This is a genomic window from Arthrobacter sp. Soil763 (assembly GCF_001428365.1).
Classification (GTDB): domain Bacteria; phylum Actinomycetota; class Actinomycetes; order Actinomycetales; family Micrococcaceae; genus Arthrobacter.
Genome location: NZ_LMSH01000001.1, coordinates 624,988 through 639,078, shown reverse-complemented (window position 1 = coordinate 639,078; position 14,091 = coordinate 624,988). Strand labels below are relative to the sequence as shown.

Genomic DNA, 14,091 nt, shown 5'->3' with positions numbered 1-14,091 from the left:
TCAAAGGAACACCATGAGCCAGACACTCCCGTCTACGACCCCGGGCACTGCCACACCGGCCGGGACCCCAAAGAAGGCGGCCGTTGCCAGCTTCCTCGGCAGCGCCGTCGAGTACTACGACTTCTTCATCTTCGGGTCGGCAGCGGCCCTGATCTTCCCGAAGGTCTTCTTCCCGGACGCCGACGCCAACGCCGCGATCATGTCCTTCGCCACCTTCGGCTTCGCCTACGTGGCGCGCCCGGTCGGCGCCGTCATCCTGGGCCACTTCGGTGACCGGGTGGGCCGCCGCAAGGTCCTAATGTTCACGCTGCTGCTGATGGGCGCCTCCACGTTCATCATCGGCTGCCTGCCGGACTTCAAGACCGTCGGCTGGTGGGCTCCGGCCCTGCTCGTGGTGGCCCGCCTCTGCCAGGGCCTCTCCGCTGCCGGCGAGCAGGCCGGCGCCTCCTCCATGACCCTCGAGCACGCCCCGGACAACCGCCGCTCCTTCTTCACCTCCTGGACCCTGACCGGCACCCAGGGCGGCCAGATCCTCGCCGCCCTGGTCTTCATCCCCGTCCTGGCCCTTCCGGATGACCTGAAGTACGGCATCGGCTGGCGTATCCCGTTCTGGCTCAGCGCCGTCGTCGTGGTGGTCGCGTTCTTCATCCGCCGCACCCTGCACGAGCCGCCGGCCTTCGAGGAAGCGCAGAAGTCCGCCCAGATTTCGAAGCTCCCCGTTGCCGACCTGCTCAAGCACCACTGGCGCGACGTGCTGCGCGTGGTCGCCTGCGCATTCATTGCCGCCGTCTCCACCGTGTTCGGCACCCTCGCGATCAGCTACGCCAAGAACGTCGCCAACGTGGACGGCACCGTCACGCTCTGGCTCGTCGTCGGTGCGAACCTCGTGGCCCTCGGCACCCAGCCGCTGTTCGGCAAGCTGGCCGACCGGATCGGCCGCAAGCCCGTCTTCATCTACGGTGCGCTGGCCAGCGCGGTGCTGACGCCGGTGTTCCTGCTCAGCCTCGAATCCGGCAGCGTCCCGCTGATGTTCCTGGCCGCGATCGGTTTCTTTTCCTTCGGGTACGCAGCCTCCAACGCCGTCTGGCCCTCCTTCTACGCGGAGATGTTCAGCACGAAGGTCCGCTTCTCCGGCCTGGCCATCGGCACCCAGCTCGGCTTCCTGATGGCCGGCTTCGCCCCGGCGATCGTGGCGGCCATGGGCGGCATCAAGCCCGGCGGCTGGGTCCAGATCACCATCTTCACCGGCATCATCTGCGCCATCGCCGCCATCTCGGCGCTGACGGCGAAGGAGACCTTCAAGGTGCCCACTAAGGAGCTCGGCCTGCGCTGACCCCCGGCACTGCCGGGCGTTCCCGCCCAGTTACCTCCCGGAAAGCCCGGCATGTTCACCGAACACGCCGGGCTTTTCCGCGTGTCGGGGCCCGGCTGCGGCAGTAACCGGGCGGGAGCGTCCGGCCCGGCGGCGGCAGACCCGGGAGCGGGTGCCGGCGGCGGGCCTAGCGGCCGGCGGCGCCGAGCACGGCGGCGAGGTCGTAGCTGACCGGTTCCTCCAGCTGGGCGTAAGTGCAGGAGGCCGGGTCCCGGTCCGGGCGCCAACGGACGAATTGGGTGGTGTGCCGGAACCGCTCGCCCTCCATGTGGTCGTACTTCACTTCGAGGACCCGCTCCGGCCGCAGCGGCGTGAAACTCAGGTCCTTGCCGCCGCTCCAGCGGCTGCCCTCGGCGTTGCGCGGGGTCCGGGAACCTTCCTCCTGCCTCGCCCAGGCCCACGGGTGGTCCTCAAAGTCGGTCACCAGCGGCTGGAGTTCCTCGAACAGCTCCTTGCGCCGCTGCATCGGGAAGGCGCCGACGACCCCCACGCTGGCCAGTACCCCCTCGTCGTTGTAGAGCCCCAGCAGCAGCGACCCGATCCGGTCCGCCCCGGAGGTGTGCACGCGGTAGCCGGCCAGCACACAGTCGGCGGTGCGTTCATGCTTGACCTTGAACATGGTGCGCTTGTCCGGCTGGTAGGGCCCGTCCAGCGGCTTGGCCACGATCCCGTCCAGCCCGGCGCCCTCGAACTGCCGGAACCACAGGCTCGCGGTCTCCCGGTCCCGGGTCGCGGCGGTCAGGTGCACCGGCGCCGCACTGTCCGCCAGCGCGCGCTCCAGCGCCGCCCGGCGCTCCTGGAACGGGCGGCCGGTGTAGTCCTCGTCGTCGAGGGCCAGCAGGTCGAAGGCGACAAAGCTCGCGGGGGTCTGCTCGGCCAGCAGCCGGACCCGGCTGGCGGCGGGGTGGATCCGCTGCTGCAGCGCATCGAAGTCCAGGCGGTCGCCCGGTGCCCGGACCAGGACGATCTCGCCGTCGACCACGCAGCGTTCGGGGAGGTTCGACTTCAGGGAATCCACGAGCTCGGGGAAGTACCGCGTCAGGGGTTTGCCGTTGCGGCTGCCGATCTCCACCTCGTCGCCGTCGCGGAAGATGATGGAGCGGAAACCGTCCCATTTGGGTTCGAAATTCATCGCCCCCTCGGGCAGGCCGCTCACCGCTTTGGCGAGCATCGGCGCGACCGGGGGCATCACGGGCAGTTGCATAGGCCCCATTCTGGCGCGCCTTCCCCTCCCCGTCGATCCCCGGGGGGCCTCACCCTGCCGGCGGCCAATTCCTCGACAGACCCAAAGCCGGACGGTAGACATAGACGATGGCTACCCTCGGCTTCCACGCCTCACACGAGCAAATCAGCCCGGGCCAGCTGCTTCAGGACGTGCAGCTGGCGGAACAGGCGGGCTTCGACGCCGCGATGTGTTCGGACCACATCGAGCCGTGGTCTGCCCGGCAGGGGCACTCCGGCTTCGCCTGGTCCTGGCTCGGCGCCGCCCTGGCCACCACGAACCTTCGGTTCGGCGTGGTGACGGCCCCCGGCCAGCGCTACCATCCCGCCATCATCGCGCACGCCTCCGCGACGCTGGCGGACATGTTCCCGGGCCGCTTCTGGATGGCCCCGGGCAGCGGCGAGAACATGAACGAACACGTCACCGGGGATGCGTGGCCGGGCAAGGAGACCCGCCAGCGCCGGCTCGAGGAGTGCGTGCAGGTCATCCGCCGGCTCCATGCCGGCGAGGAGGTGACCCACCACGGCCTGGTCACCGTGGAGCAGGCCCGGCTCTGGGACGTGCCGGAGATCAAACCGCCGCTGATCGCCCCGGCGGTCAGCGTGGAGACCGCCGGCCGCGCGGCGGCCTGGGCGGACGGGTTGGTGACCATCAACCAGCCTGCGACGAAGCTGCGCGACATGCTCGCCGCCTACCGGGACGCCGGCGGCCTGGGCAAGGCCGTGCTGCAGGTCCACCTGTCCTGGGCCCCGACCGAACAGGAGGCCCTGGCGGTCGCGATGGACCAGTGGCGCAGCAACGTCTTCAGTCCCCCGGTTCCCTGGGACCTCGCCACTGCGGCGCACTTTGACGCGGTCAGCGCCGACGTCGGCCCGGAGCAGGTGCGCAAAGTCGTCAACGTCTCGGCTGAGACCGGGCAACACGCCCAATGGCTGGCCGACTACCTGGAGCTCGGCTTCGACGAGCTGTACCTGCACTTCGTCGGACAGCAGCAGGCGCCCTTCATCGACGCCTTCGCCGAGCGTGTCCTCCCCCAGCTGCGCACGGGCAGCCCGCGGCAGGAGGTGGACGCATGAGGATTGCCGAAACCTCCGACCTGTGGTGGAAGAACGCCGTGATCTACTGCCTCGACCCGGAGACCTTCTTCGACAGCGACGGCGACGGCACCGGGGACTTCTCCGGCCTGACGCAGCGGGTGGACTACCTGGCCGCCCTCGGCGTCACATGCATCTGGCTGATGCCGTTCTACCCGTCGCCGGACCGGGACGACGGCTATGACGTGACGGACATGTACGGCGTGGACCGCCGGCTGGGCACCCTCGGCGACGTCGTGGAGTTCATCCGGACCGCCCACGACCGGGGCATCCGGGTGATCGCCGACTTCGTCGTGAACCACACCTCGGACAAGCACCCGTGGTTCGTCGAGGCCCGCAAGTCGGTGGACAACCCCTACCGGGACTACTACGTGTGGCGGAAGGACGCGCCGCCGGACACCTCGGACCAGGTGGTGTTCCCGGGCGAGGAGACCTCCATCTGGACCAAGGACCGTGCCACCGGCGAGTGGTACCTGCACATGTTCGCCAGGCACCAGCCGGACCTGAACGTGATGAATCCGCGGGTCCGCGACGAGATCGCCAAGTCCATGGGGTTCTGGCTCCAGCTGGGCCTGGACGGCTTCCGGCTGGACGCCGTCCCGTTCTTCCTGGAACTGCGAGGCGAGCCCAAGGACAAGTCGGCCAGGACCGATCCGCATGACTACCTCGGCGCGCTGCGCAGCTTCCTGAACCGGCGGAACGGCAGCGCGGTGCTCCTCGGGGAGGTCAACCTGCCCTACAAGGAGCAGCTGAAGTACTTCGGCGGCAAGGCCGGCAACGAGCTGCACCTGCAATTCGACTTCCTGGCCATGCAGCACCTGTACCTGTCCCTGGCGCGCGGGGATGCCCGGCCGCTGGCCCGGACGCTCAGCGGCCGGCCGGCCATCCATCCGGACAACCAGTGGGCGATGTTCGTCCGCAACCACGATGAGCTGACCCTGGACAAACTCAGCGAGGAGGAGCGCGCCGAGGTCTTTGCCGCCTTCGGCCCGGACCCGGACATGCAGATGTACGGCCGCGGTCTGCGGCGACGGCTGCCAACCATGCTCGACGGCGACCCGGCCCGCATCCGCATGGTCTATTCGCTGATGTTTTCGCTGCCCGGCACTCCCGTGCTGTTCTACGGCGAGGAACTGGGGATGGGTGAGGACCTGCGGGCGGAGGGCCGTTCCGCCGTCCGCTCGCCCATGCAGTGGAATGACACCGCCAACGGCGGCTTCTCCACCGCCGCCGCGAAGGACCTTGTGGCCCAGCCCGTGGACGGCTACTTCGGCCCGCGGAACGTCAATGCCGCCGCGGCGAAGCGGGACCCCGAGTCGCTCTGGAATTTCATCGCGGTGCTCATCCAGCGCTACCGCGAAAGCCCGGAGCTGGGCTGGGGCCGGTTCGACCTGCTCAAGCAGCCGGTGGACCGCGTGCTGCTGCACCGCTGCAGCCGGGACGGGTCAGCCCTGGTCCTGGCGCACAACTTCGGCGCCGAACCGGCCACGGTGGCCGCCAGCGCCGCCGTGCCGGGCGATCCGGACCGGTCCTACGCCGGCGCCGTGTTGCAGGACCTGCTCGACGGCGAGGATGTCCCGCTCGCGGACGACGGCGGCTTCGAGCTGGAGCTGGGCCGCTACGGCTACCGCTGGTTCCGGGTGCACCACCCGGACGACCGCCTGAGCCCGTGAGCGTCCGCCCGGAAAGCTAACCCAGCGCTTACCGGCCCGAAACGCGGCGGCAACATCCGTCCCGGACACTGGAACTGCCGGCAAGAGCAGGCACCAGCTCCAGTCCAGGAGGCCCGCCGTGGTGAAGGAAACCCAGGCCAGAACCACCCGTATCCGCGCGCTCGACCAGCTGCACCGCGGTGACGAAGTCGAAGCCCGGCTTCGCGTCGGCCCGGACTACGACGACGTCGTGGTCCGCCGCGGCAGGGTGCAGGACACCGCGCCGGGGATCGGCGTCGTGTGGATCCTGGACCGGCAGACGGGAACGCGCCGGGCCGTCACCACGGACGAATGCACCCTGTGGCGGGTGGCCTGAGCCTGGCGCCCGGGCGCAGTCAGGAAGGACTGCCCGCGGCCAGCGCATGCAGCCACTGGATGGTTCCGTCCGTCATCGGGTGGGACGCTCCGAGCGTTTCCAGGAACGCGCGCGCGTCGGTCATCTCCGCCTCCCGCCGCACGGCATGCACCGGCGTGCCTTCCAGAATCCGCGCCACGAGCGCCGGGCCCGATTCGCCCAGCTCCGACGCGATCTGGGCGATGATCCAGTCCTCGGCCCCTACCGCCCGGGCAGCCGTGACGGCCTCCAGGACGGTCGCGGCCAGGCCCTTCATGAAGACGCTGCGCAGCAGCTTCAGCCCGGCGGCCGCCCCCGCCTCGGGGCCGGCGCTCTCCGCGGGCACCCCCCAGGCGGCGAGAACGGGCAGCAGCCGCTCCGCGCCGGTTCCGCTGGCCAGCACCGGGGTCGCCAGCCGGGCCCGGGGCACCGGGGCCAGGACGGCGACGTCGGCGAACGCGATGCCGTGCCGGCCGGCGCGTTCGGCCAGCCGGCGCTTGTCCTGCGGGCCGGCGGTGTTCAGGTCCGCGAAGATGGCGTCCCGTGCCATGGCCGGCAGGGCCTCGGCCAGGGCGGCCTCCGCGGCCCGGCCGCCGACCAGGCTCAGCACCACTCCGGCCCCGCGCACCGCCGCGGCGATGCCGGCTGCCCGGTGCACCCCGGGCGGCGCCGCCGGCACCGCCGGGTCCACCCCCGCCACCTCCGCGCCGCGGGCGGCGAGGTCCGCCGCGTAGATGCTCCCGGCCTCGCCCAGGCCCAACACCGCCACCCGCGTGCGCACTCCGCCCTCGATTGCTCCTAAGATTGTAGACAATATGGTGTCCCGCACCGGGGCCCCTTCCTTTTCGGCGTTCTGGGAGATGAGTGCACATGGCGTCAGCAGCTGGCGGACCTTCACTGGCCGGGGTGGCCGCCGCCGACCCGAGCGTCACCGACGTCATCCGCGAGGCGATCATCCGCGGCGACTACGCCCCCAACCAGCGGCTGGTCGAGGCGGACCTCAGCGGCGCCTTCGGAGCGAGCCGGGCCACCGTCCGCACCGCCCTGCTGGAGCTCGCCGGAGAAGGCCTGGTCGAGCGACTGCCCAACCGCGGGTCCCGGGTCCGGGCCATCTCCGTGGCCGAGGCCATCGAAATCCTGGAGGTACGGATCGGGGTCGAGGGACTGTGCGCGGCGAAAACCGCCGCCAGCCTCTCTGACGACGACGCCGCGGACCTGGTGCGGCTGCGGGCGCGGATGATCGAGTCCGTCGCCGAGGGCGATCTGGTCGAGTACTCGAGGCTGCACCTGTCGCTGGACAACCGGCTCCGTGAACTCAGCCACCACGCCACCGCCTCCGACGTCGTGGCCCGGCTGCACGCCCAGAGTGTCCGGCACCAGTTCAAGCTCTCGTCCCGGCCGCAGCGGGCGAAGGTCTCGGTGCTGGAGCACGCCGCCATCATCGACGCCGTCGTCGCGCGCGACCCGGCCGCAGCCGAGGAGGCGGTGCGCCGCCACCTGCTCAGCGTGATCGCGGCCCTGCGCGAGGTGTCCGCGGCCGAGGCGGCGGGCAGCTAGGACCCGCAGCCCGGCCGCGGGATGCCGGACGGCTGCCATGTCACTGTCCGGCCGCGGCCCCCGCCGTGCGCCAGCCGCCGTGGTATTCGGTCCGGGCGGTGACGGCGTAGGGCACCGGACTGACGACAGCGCGCACGCTGAACTGTTCGTGGGGCTCCACCGTGGTCTTGCGCGATCCGCCGTCGGGCTCGCCCCAGACCACCCGCACCTCGGTGCCGATCTCCACGTTGGGGTCCACGGTCGCCAGCGACAGCCCGCGCCGCTCGTTGGCCGTCACGCCGGTGAACAGCGACAGGCCGACCGGGGTGCCGTCGGCGTCCACCACCGCGTCGTAGTTGGAGGACCCGTAGTTCGCGTTGGGGACGTCGAAGAACTGGTAGCCGGGGGTATCGCGGTCCAGGAACGAGGCCCAGATCTTCGCCAGGTCCTCGTCGTTCCAGGCCAGGGTGACCTTCTTGCGCTGGGAGGCCGGATCGATGCGTTCCAGGGCCTCCCGGCCGATGAAGTCGTGGTCGAACTTCACGAAGGAGCCGTAGCCGAGCTCCCAGGGCGTGAGGTAGTAGTCCTCGATGTCCGCCGACACGAAGGACCCGGCGAGCGCATTGACCGCCTCGTAGCTGGTTGCGGGCAGCCACTGCCGGTAGGCGCGTTCGGCCTCGCTGCTGTAAATGGCCGGCAGCGGCGACGGAATCCAGCCCGACTCCAGCGTGTTGGAGGAGTAGGCCCGGGACCCGCAGGGCTCGATCCCGAATTCGGTGCCCGCCTCAAGGACGGCGTCCCGGATTTTCCCGTGCTGGGCGTACGGCCCCCAGATTTCCAGGCCCGGGGCGCCCGCCATGCCGTGGCGCAGGGTGCGGACCTGTTCCCCGGCGATCCCCAGCTGGCCCATGTGGAAGAACTTCACCTGCTCCAGCGTCCCGCCGTTGAGCTTCTCGATGATCTGCCAGGCGTTCGGGCCCTGGATCTGGAAGCGGTAGTAGTCCCGCTGGACCGGCTGCCCGTACGGGCGGGAGGGCGAGCGGTCGTCGTAGCGGCACTCGACGTCGTAGCCGCCGGTTTCGGCGTGGAACTGGAGCCAGTTCGCCGCCGGGGCCCGGCCGACGTAGACGAAGTCGTGCTCCGCCTGGTGGAACAGGATGCCGTCGCCGATTACCCCGCCGTTGGAGGCCGTGGGCACGAACTGCTTGGCCGTGTTCACCGGGAAATTGGCGAAGCTGTTGATGCCGGTGTCGGAAAGCAGCTTCAGGGCGTCCGGGCCCTTGATGAAGAAGTTCACCATGTGGTGCGACTGGTCATAGAGCACCGCCGTCTCGCGCCAGGCGCGCTGTTCGCGCCGCCAGTTGGTGAATTCAGCCGGGACCACCGGGTAGATGTAGGTGCCAAGCTGCGAGTTGCGCAGGTGTTCCACGGTGTTGCCGGCCGCATCGAGCACGTCCTGCAGGGAGTTGGGGGCCATCGCTGTCTCTCCTAAGGGGTTGATCGAGCATGTCCGGGCCGTTCGGCCCGCACGGCACGCGCCCCCGCCGGACAGCCCCGTCCCGATTGCTAACAAAATTGTATTCGATGTCTTGACCAATGTGCCAGAGGGTGGTTGTCTGGCACTGTCCGCAGACACGGCGACCGTGCCGGGACGCACGGCCGGACACGGCGCACGCGGAGCGATCCGGGAGGACACAACCATGGCCAATGAGGGCACCCTGCTCGTCGTCAGCGCGCACGCCGGCGACTTCGTCTGGCGTGCGGGGGGCGCCATCGCCGCGGCGACCGCGCGGGGCAGCCGCGCCGTCGTCGTCTGCCTCTCCTACGGCGAGCGGGGCGAGTCCGCCAGCCAGTGGCTGGCCGGTAAGACGCTGGAGGAGATCAAGGCCCTGCGCCGCGGCGAGGCCGAGGCGGCCGCCGCGGCGCTTGGGGCGGAGGTCGAGTTCCTCGACGCCGGGGACTACCCGCTGCTGCCGAGCCGAGAGCTGCTGGACTCGCTGGTACGGATCTACCGCCGGGTCCAGCCCGCCGTCGTGCTGACGCACCCGCTGCAGGACCCCTACAACGGCGACCATCCCGCTGCCGCCAGGCTGGCCATCGAGGCTCGGATCCTGGCCCAGGCGATCGGCTATGACGCCCCCGGCGAGGTGCTCGGCGCCCCGCCGGTGTTCTTCTTCGAACCGCACCAGCCCGAGCAGTGCGACTTCAAGCCCGATGTCCTGCTCGACATCACCGCTGCCTTCCCCGCCAAGGAACGGGCGATGAAGTGCCTGCCCGCGCAGCAACACATGTGGGACTACTACACCTCCCTGGCAGTCCGCCGGGGCGTGCAGGTCAAGCGCAACGCCGGCCCCAACCTCGGCCTGCCGGTGGACACCAAGGGCGAGGCGTACATGCGCTACTACCCGCAGGTCACCGAGGTCCTCGAGTGAAGACCGTGGTGGTCACCGGCGTCGCCCGCGCGGCCGGCCCGGTCATTGACGCGCTCGGCGCGCACGGCGTGGCGACGGTGCACGAGGCGATGGGCCGCAGCGGCCTGGCCGGCGCCGGTCTCCGGCCCCGCCAGGACGGGACCCGGATCGCCGGGTCGGCCGTCACGGTGTTGTGCTGGCCCGGGGACAACCTGATGATCCATGCCGCCGTCGAGCTGTGCCAGGACGGCGATGTGCTGGTGGTAACCACCACCTCCCCGTCGCTGGACGGTTCCTTCGGCGAACTCTTCGCGACGGCGCTCCGATACCGCGGCGTGCGGGGCCTGGTGACCACCGGCGGGGTCCGCGACCTCGCCGACCTCCGGGCGATGGGCTTCCCGGTATGGTCCGCTGCGGTCAACGCCCAGGGCACCGTCAAGGCGACGGCGGGTGCGGTGAACGTGCCCATCACCGTCGGCGGCGCCCTGGTCCGACCCGGCGACGTGATCGTGGCCGACGACGACGGGGTGCTGTGCGTGCCGCGCGGCGACGCGCAGGCGGTCCTGGCCGCCGCCGACGCCAGGGTCGCCAGGGAGGCCGAATCCCGGGAGGCCTACCGCGCCGGGGAGCTCAGCCTGGACCGGAACCGGCTCCGCGGCGTGCTCGACGGGCTGGGCGTCCGCTACGTCAGCGCGGCCGAGTACGAGGCCGGCCATGAGCCCGGCTGACGGGATCCCGTGCATGCTCATGCGCGGCGGCACGTCCAAGGGCGCCTATTTCCTCGCCTCCGACCTCCCGGACGACCCGGAGGAACGCGACCGGCTGCTGCTGCGGCTGATGGGGAGCCCCGACCCGCGGCAGATCGACGGGCTCGGCGGGGCGCACCCGCTCACCAGCAAGGTCGCCGTGGTGGCGCCGTCCTCCGGCGGCGGCACGGAGGTGGACTACCTGTTCCTGCAGCTGGGCGTGGACACCGCTACGGTCGGCACCCGGCAGACCTGCGGAAACCTCCTGGCCGGCGTGGGGCCGTTCGCCGTCGAACGCGGCCTGGTCCCGCCCGCCGGCGACCACACCGAGGTGCGGATCCGGATGGTCAACACGGACGCCGTCGCGACGGCCGGCTTCGCCACCCCCGGCGGGGCGGTGGATTACGACGGCGGGCTGGCGATCGACGGGGTGCCGGGCACCGCGGGGGCCGTCAGGCTGGACTTTGAAGGCACGGCCGGCTCCTCGACCGGGGCGCTGTTTCCCACCGGCAGGGTGCTGGACCGGGTCCTGGACCTCGACGTGACCTGCGTGGACAACGGGATGCCGAGCGTGCTGCTGCGCGCCGCCGACCTGGGCCTGACCGGCGGCGAAGCCCCGCAGGACCTGGAGGCGGATACGGCGCTGGCCGGGCGCCTCGCCGGGATCCGCCTGGCCGCGGCCGGGCTGATGGGCATGGGCGATGTCAGCGCTGCGACGGTGCCGAAGATCGTCGTGCTCTCCGGGCCGCGGGCCGGCGGCGCCATCGCCACCCGCAGCTTCCTGCCCGTGCGGGTGCACACCTCGATCGGTGTCCTCGGGGCGCTCACGGTGGCGGCGGGCGTGCTGGCGGAGGGTTCGGCCGGGCACGGCCTGGCGGACCTGCCGGCACCGGGTGCCCCCTTCCGCGTTGAGCATCCCACCGGCCATTTCGATGTCGACGTCGGCCTTGAACCGGCGCCGGACGGGTTCACCGTCACCCGCTCGGCGGCCCTGCGCACGGCACGCAAACTCTTCGAGGGCCGCGCCTTCCCGCGGCCCCGGCTGTGACCCGATTCCTGCAGAGAGGACCTCCCATGACCGACTACACCTCCTTCGATGTCGCCCATCTGGGGAACGTGGAGCTGCTGACGCCCACCTTCGAGGAAAGCCTGTGGTTCTTCCGCGATCTGCTGGCCATGCGCGTCGTCGCCGAAACCGGGGTCACGGCGGGTGCCGGCGGGTCCGGCGACGGCGGGGGGAACAGCAGGTCCGCCTACCTGCGCACCTGGGACGAATACCAGCTCTATACGATCAAGCTCACCGAGTCGGCCGACGCCGGGGTGGGGCGGACCTCGTTCCGGACCACCAGCCAGGCCGCGCTGGAACGCCGGGTGGCGGCGATCGAGGCCACCGGCCTCGGCCTGGGCTGGGTGGACGGCGAGGTCGGCACCGGTCCCGGCTACGCGTTCCGCGATCCCGACGGGCACGACATGGTCATCTACTACGAAACCGAGCGGTACGTGGCCACGGACGACAAGCCCGCATTGAAGAACCAGGCCTCGGCCTTTCCCGGCCGCGGCGTCAACGCCCGGCGCCTGGACCACATCAACTACCTGGCCAAGGACGTGGTGGCCAACGGCGAATTCGTGGGGCAGGCCCTCGGCGGACGCGAAAGCGAACGCATTGCCCTCGACCAGGGCGGCTATGCCGCCTGGTGGTTCCACTTCAACAACAAGTCCTACGACATCGTGTACTCCGACGACTGGCTCAAGCACGGCAACCGGCTGCACCACGTCGCCTTCGCCCCGGACACCCGCGAAGACATCCTCAAGGCCGCCGACATCTTCCTGGAGAACGGCATCCACATCGAGTCGGGCCCGCACAAGCACGCCATCAACCAGACCTTTTTCCTCTACGTCTGGGAACCCGGCGGCAACCGGATCGAATTCGCCAACGCCGGCGCCCGGCTGCTGTTGGATCCCGACTCTCCGGTGGTGGAATGGACGCAGGAGGAGCGCAAGAAGGGACAGGCCTGGGGCATGAAGACGATCGAAACGTTCCACACCCACGGCACGCCCAACGTCTCCCCCGGCTAGGCGGGCACCGCATCCCCAGGACACAAAACCATCCGCTAAAAACCATCCGTCCAGCATCATCCACACAGAGGGGCAGCCATGAGCAACACCACGGACACGTCGAAGCCGGTGACCACCGGCCTGTTCATCGGAGGCCGCGGACGCGGGACCGCCGCCACCCTCGAGATCGCCGATCCGGGGAAACCCGGGGTGGTCGTCGGCCGGGCCGCCGCAGCCAGCACCGCCGACGTCGACGACGCCATCGCGGCGGCGAAGGCCGCCTACCCGGGCTGGGCGGCACTGGCCCCGCAGGAACGGGCCGCACAGATGCGCGCCGCCCTCGAGGGCATCGCCGAGGCCCGGGACGAGGACGCCGCCATCCTGTCCCAGGAAAACGGGAAAATCCGCCTGGAGGCGTGGGTCGACTCGCTGGTCTTCGAGATCCGGTGGAACCTCGCCCTCGAACTCGCCGGCGAGGTGGACGCGGCCAAGGTCCTCGCCCCGGCGCCGGGCATCCCCGTCAGCACCAGCGTTGCCTTCCAGCCGCTCGGGGTGGTGACGGTGATCGTGCCGTTCAACTGGCCGATCGCCATCCTCGCCGCATCGCTGCCGCACGCCCTCCTGGCCGGCAACACCGCAATCGTGAAGCCGCCGCCCACGGCGCCGCTGGCGACCACCCGGGTGGTCCAGCGGATCGCCGAGAAGCTGCCGCCGGGGGTGCTGAACGTTGTCACCGGCAAGGACGCCGACATGGCAGCGCTGATCACCAGCCCGGACATCGCCAAGGTCTGCTTCACCGGCAGTGTGGGCGGCGGCAAGCGCATCATGGAGATGGCGGCGAAATCGCTGACCCGCGTGACGCTGGAGCTGGGCGGCAATGACGCCGCTGTGATCCTCGCCGACGCCGTCCTGGACGACACGCACCTGGACCGCCTGTACGCCGCGGTCTTCGACACCACGGGCCAGATCTGCATGAACGCCAAACGCATCTACGTCCACCGCTCACGCCTGGACGAGCTGGTCGCCGGGCTCTCCGGCCGGCTGGAGCGGGCGGTCCTCGGCTACGGCCTTGACGAGGGGACCACCATGGGGCCGCTGCACTCCCCCGCGCAAAAGGAATTTGTCGCCGGCCTGATCGAGGAGGCCCGGGCCGCCGGCGCCGAGGTCCGGGAATTCGGCACGCTGCCGGACGCCCCGGAGCTGCAGGGCGGCAACTTCCTGCGCCCGGCGCTGGTGATCGATCCCGATCCCGCGCTGCGCGTTGTCACCGAGGAGCAGTTCGGCCCGGTCATCCCGATCCTGCCCTTCGACACCGAAGAGGAGGCGGTCGCGGCCGCGAACGCCAGCTGGGCGGGCCTGTGCGGCTCCGTGTGGACCGCCGACGCCGATACAGCCAACCGGGTGGGCGGCCGGCTGGTCTGCGGCTACGTCTGGGTCAACGACCACGGTGCGACGCGGCTGGACCTGCGGGCGCCGTTCGGCGGGATGAAGCAGTCCGGCATGGGCCGGGAGCAGGGGATCGAGGGGGTCCGGGCCTTCCAGGACACCCGGGCGATCGCCCATCTCGAACCGGAGGCCCCGGCGGCGGGCTGACCCGCTGTTTTGAAAA

13 protein-coding genes are annotated in these 14,091 nt (G+C 70.7%); 10 read left to right on the top strand and 3 right to left on the bottom strand.

All coding sequences use genetic code 11. The features are described 5' to 3' along the window. Positions 1–13: 13 nt before the first annotated feature. On the top strand, positions 14–1,333 hold the full coding sequence (locus ASG71_RS02985) for an MFS transporter (protein WP_056736909.1): 1,320 nt from the start codon (positions 14–16) through the stop codon (positions 1,331–1,333). A 166-nt stretch (positions 1,334–1,499) separates the two neighbouring features. On the opposite strand, the gene ASG71_RS02980 is transcribed toward ASG71_RS02985, so the two are convergent. Then, a complete protein-coding gene (locus ASG71_RS02980; protein ID WP_056736907.1) occupies positions 1,500–2,576 on the bottom strand; it encodes an ATP-dependent DNA ligase in 1,077 nt (358 codons plus the stop codon). A 107-nt stretch (positions 2,577–2,683) separates the two neighbouring features. Here ASG71_RS02980 and ASG71_RS02975 point away from each other — a divergent pair, with 107 nt between their 5' ends. The 3 genes from ASG71_RS02975 (at position 2,684) to ASG71_RS02965 (ending at position 5,716) form a co-directional block, all read left to right on the top strand. Beyond that, positions 2,684–3,670 (top strand): TIGR03885 family FMN-dependent LLM class oxidoreductase, encoded by a 987-nt coding sequence (locus ASG71_RS02975; protein WP_056736905.1) that lies wholly within the window; start codon positions 2,684–2,686, stop codon positions 3,668–3,670. Continuing rightward, positions 3,667–5,361 (top strand): alpha-amylase family protein, encoded by a 1,695-nt coding sequence (locus ASG71_RS02970; RefSeq protein ID WP_056736903.1) that lies wholly within the window; start codon positions 3,667–3,669, stop codon positions 5,359–5,361. Before ASG71_RS02975 ends, ASG71_RS02970 begins: the two co-directional genes overlap by 4 nt. A 118-nt stretch (positions 5,362–5,479) precedes the next feature. Continuing rightward, positions 5,480–5,716, top strand: a complete 237-nt coding sequence (locus ASG71_RS02965) for a hypothetical protein (RefSeq protein WP_056736901.1) — start codon at positions 5,480–5,482, stop codon at positions 5,714–5,716. A 19-nt stretch (positions 5,717–5,735) separates the two neighbouring features. Here ASG71_RS02965 and ASG71_RS02960 read toward each other — a convergent pair whose 3' ends face one another. After that, a complete protein-coding gene (locus tag ASG71_RS02960; protein ID WP_162254039.1) occupies positions 5,736–6,548 on the bottom strand; it encodes an NAD(P)-binding domain-containing protein in 813 nt (270 codons plus the stop codon). A 56-nt stretch (positions 6,549–6,604) separates the two neighbouring features. Here ASG71_RS02960 and ASG71_RS02955 point away from each other — a divergent pair, with 56 nt between their 5' ends. Next, positions 6,605–7,291: a GntR family transcriptional regulator gene (locus tag ASG71_RS02955; RefSeq protein ID WP_056736897.1), complete on the top strand. Its 687-nt coding sequence runs from the start codon at positions 6,605–6,607 to the stop codon at positions 7,289–7,291. Between the two features lie 40 nt (positions 7,292–7,331). Here ASG71_RS02955 and ligM read toward each other — a convergent pair whose 3' ends face one another. Then, positions 7,332–8,747 carry a vanillate/3-O-methylgallate O-demethylase gene (gene ligM / locus ASG71_RS02950; protein WP_056736895.1) on the bottom strand — a complete coding sequence of 472 codons (1,416 nt, stop codon included), beginning with the start codon at positions 8,745–8,747 and terminating at the stop codon, positions 7,332–7,334. Between the two features lie 223 nt (positions 8,748–8,970). Between ligM and ASG71_RS02945 the strand changes: the two genes are divergently transcribed. From ASG71_RS02945 to ASG71_RS02925, 5 genes are all read left to right on the top strand, one after another. Then, a complete protein-coding gene (locus ASG71_RS02945; RefSeq protein WP_056736893.1) occupies positions 8,971–9,702 on the top strand; it encodes a PIG-L deacetylase family protein in 732 nt (243 codons plus the stop codon). Then, on the top strand, positions 9,699–10,409 hold the full coding sequence (locus tag ASG71_RS02940) for a 4-carboxy-4-hydroxy-2-oxoadipate aldolase/oxaloacetate decarboxylase (protein WP_056736891.1): 711 nt from the start codon (positions 9,699–9,701) through the stop codon (positions 10,407–10,409). Before ASG71_RS02945 ends, ASG71_RS02940 begins: the two co-directional genes overlap by 4 nt. Continuing rightward, positions 10,396–11,475 carry a 4-oxalomesaconate tautomerase gene (locus tag ASG71_RS02935; RefSeq protein ID WP_056736889.1) on the top strand — a complete coding sequence of 360 codons (1,080 nt, stop codon included), beginning with the start codon at positions 10,396–10,398 and terminating at the stop codon, positions 11,473–11,475. Before ASG71_RS02940 ends, ASG71_RS02935 begins: the two co-directional genes overlap by 14 nt. A gap of 26 nt (positions 11,476–11,501) precedes the next feature. Continuing rightward, positions 11,502–12,503: a VOC family protein gene (locus tag ASG71_RS02930; protein ID WP_056736887.1), complete on the top strand. Its 1,002-nt coding sequence runs from the start codon at positions 11,502–11,504 to the stop codon at positions 12,501–12,503. A gap of 78 nt (positions 12,504–12,581) precedes the next feature. Continuing rightward, entirely contained in the window at positions 12,582–14,075 is a 1,494-nt protein-coding gene (locus ASG71_RS02925) for an aldehyde dehydrogenase family protein (RefSeq protein ID WP_056736885.1), read from the top strand. The last annotated feature ends 16 nt before the right edge of the window (positions 14,076–14,091 follow it).

Excerpts from the sequence above, each read along its gene's own strand:
- ASG71_RS02985 (WP_056736909.1), top strand. The coding sequence starts at position 14 with ATGAGCCAGACACTCCCGTCTACGACCCCGGGCACTGCCACACCGGCC.
- ASG71_RS02980 (WP_056736907.1), bottom strand. The coding sequence starts at position 2,576 with ATGCAACTGCCCGTGATGCCCCCGGTCGCGCCGATGCTCGCCAAAGCG.
- ASG71_RS02975 (WP_056736905.1), top strand. The coding sequence starts at position 2,684 with ATGGCTACCCTCGGCTTCCACGCCTCACACGAGCAAATCAGCCCGGGC.
- ASG71_RS02970 (WP_056736903.1), top strand. The coding sequence starts at position 3,667 with ATGAGGATTGCCGAAACCTCCGACCTGTGGTGGAAGAACGCCGTGATC.
- ASG71_RS02955 (WP_056736897.1), top strand. The coding sequence starts at position 6,605 with ATGGCGTCAGCAGCTGGCGGACCTTCACTGGCCGGGGTGGCCGCCGCC.
- ligM (WP_056736895.1), bottom strand. The coding sequence starts at position 8,747 with ATGGCCCCCAACTCCCTGCAGGACGTGCTCGATGCGGCCGGCAACACC.
- ASG71_RS02945 (WP_056736893.1), top strand. The coding sequence starts at position 8,971 with ATGGCCAATGAGGGCACCCTGCTCGTCGTCAGCGCGCACGCCGGCGAC.
- ASG71_RS02935 (WP_056736889.1), top strand. The coding sequence starts at position 10,396 with ATGAGCCCGGCTGACGGGATCCCGTGCATGCTCATGCGCGGCGGCACG.
- ASG71_RS02930 (WP_056736887.1), top strand. The coding sequence starts at position 11,502 with ATGACCGACTACACCTCCTTCGATGTCGCCCATCTGGGGAACGTGGAG.
- ASG71_RS02925 (WP_056736885.1), top strand. The coding sequence starts at position 12,582 with ATGAGCAACACCACGGACACGTCGAAGCCGGTGACCACCGGCCTGTTC.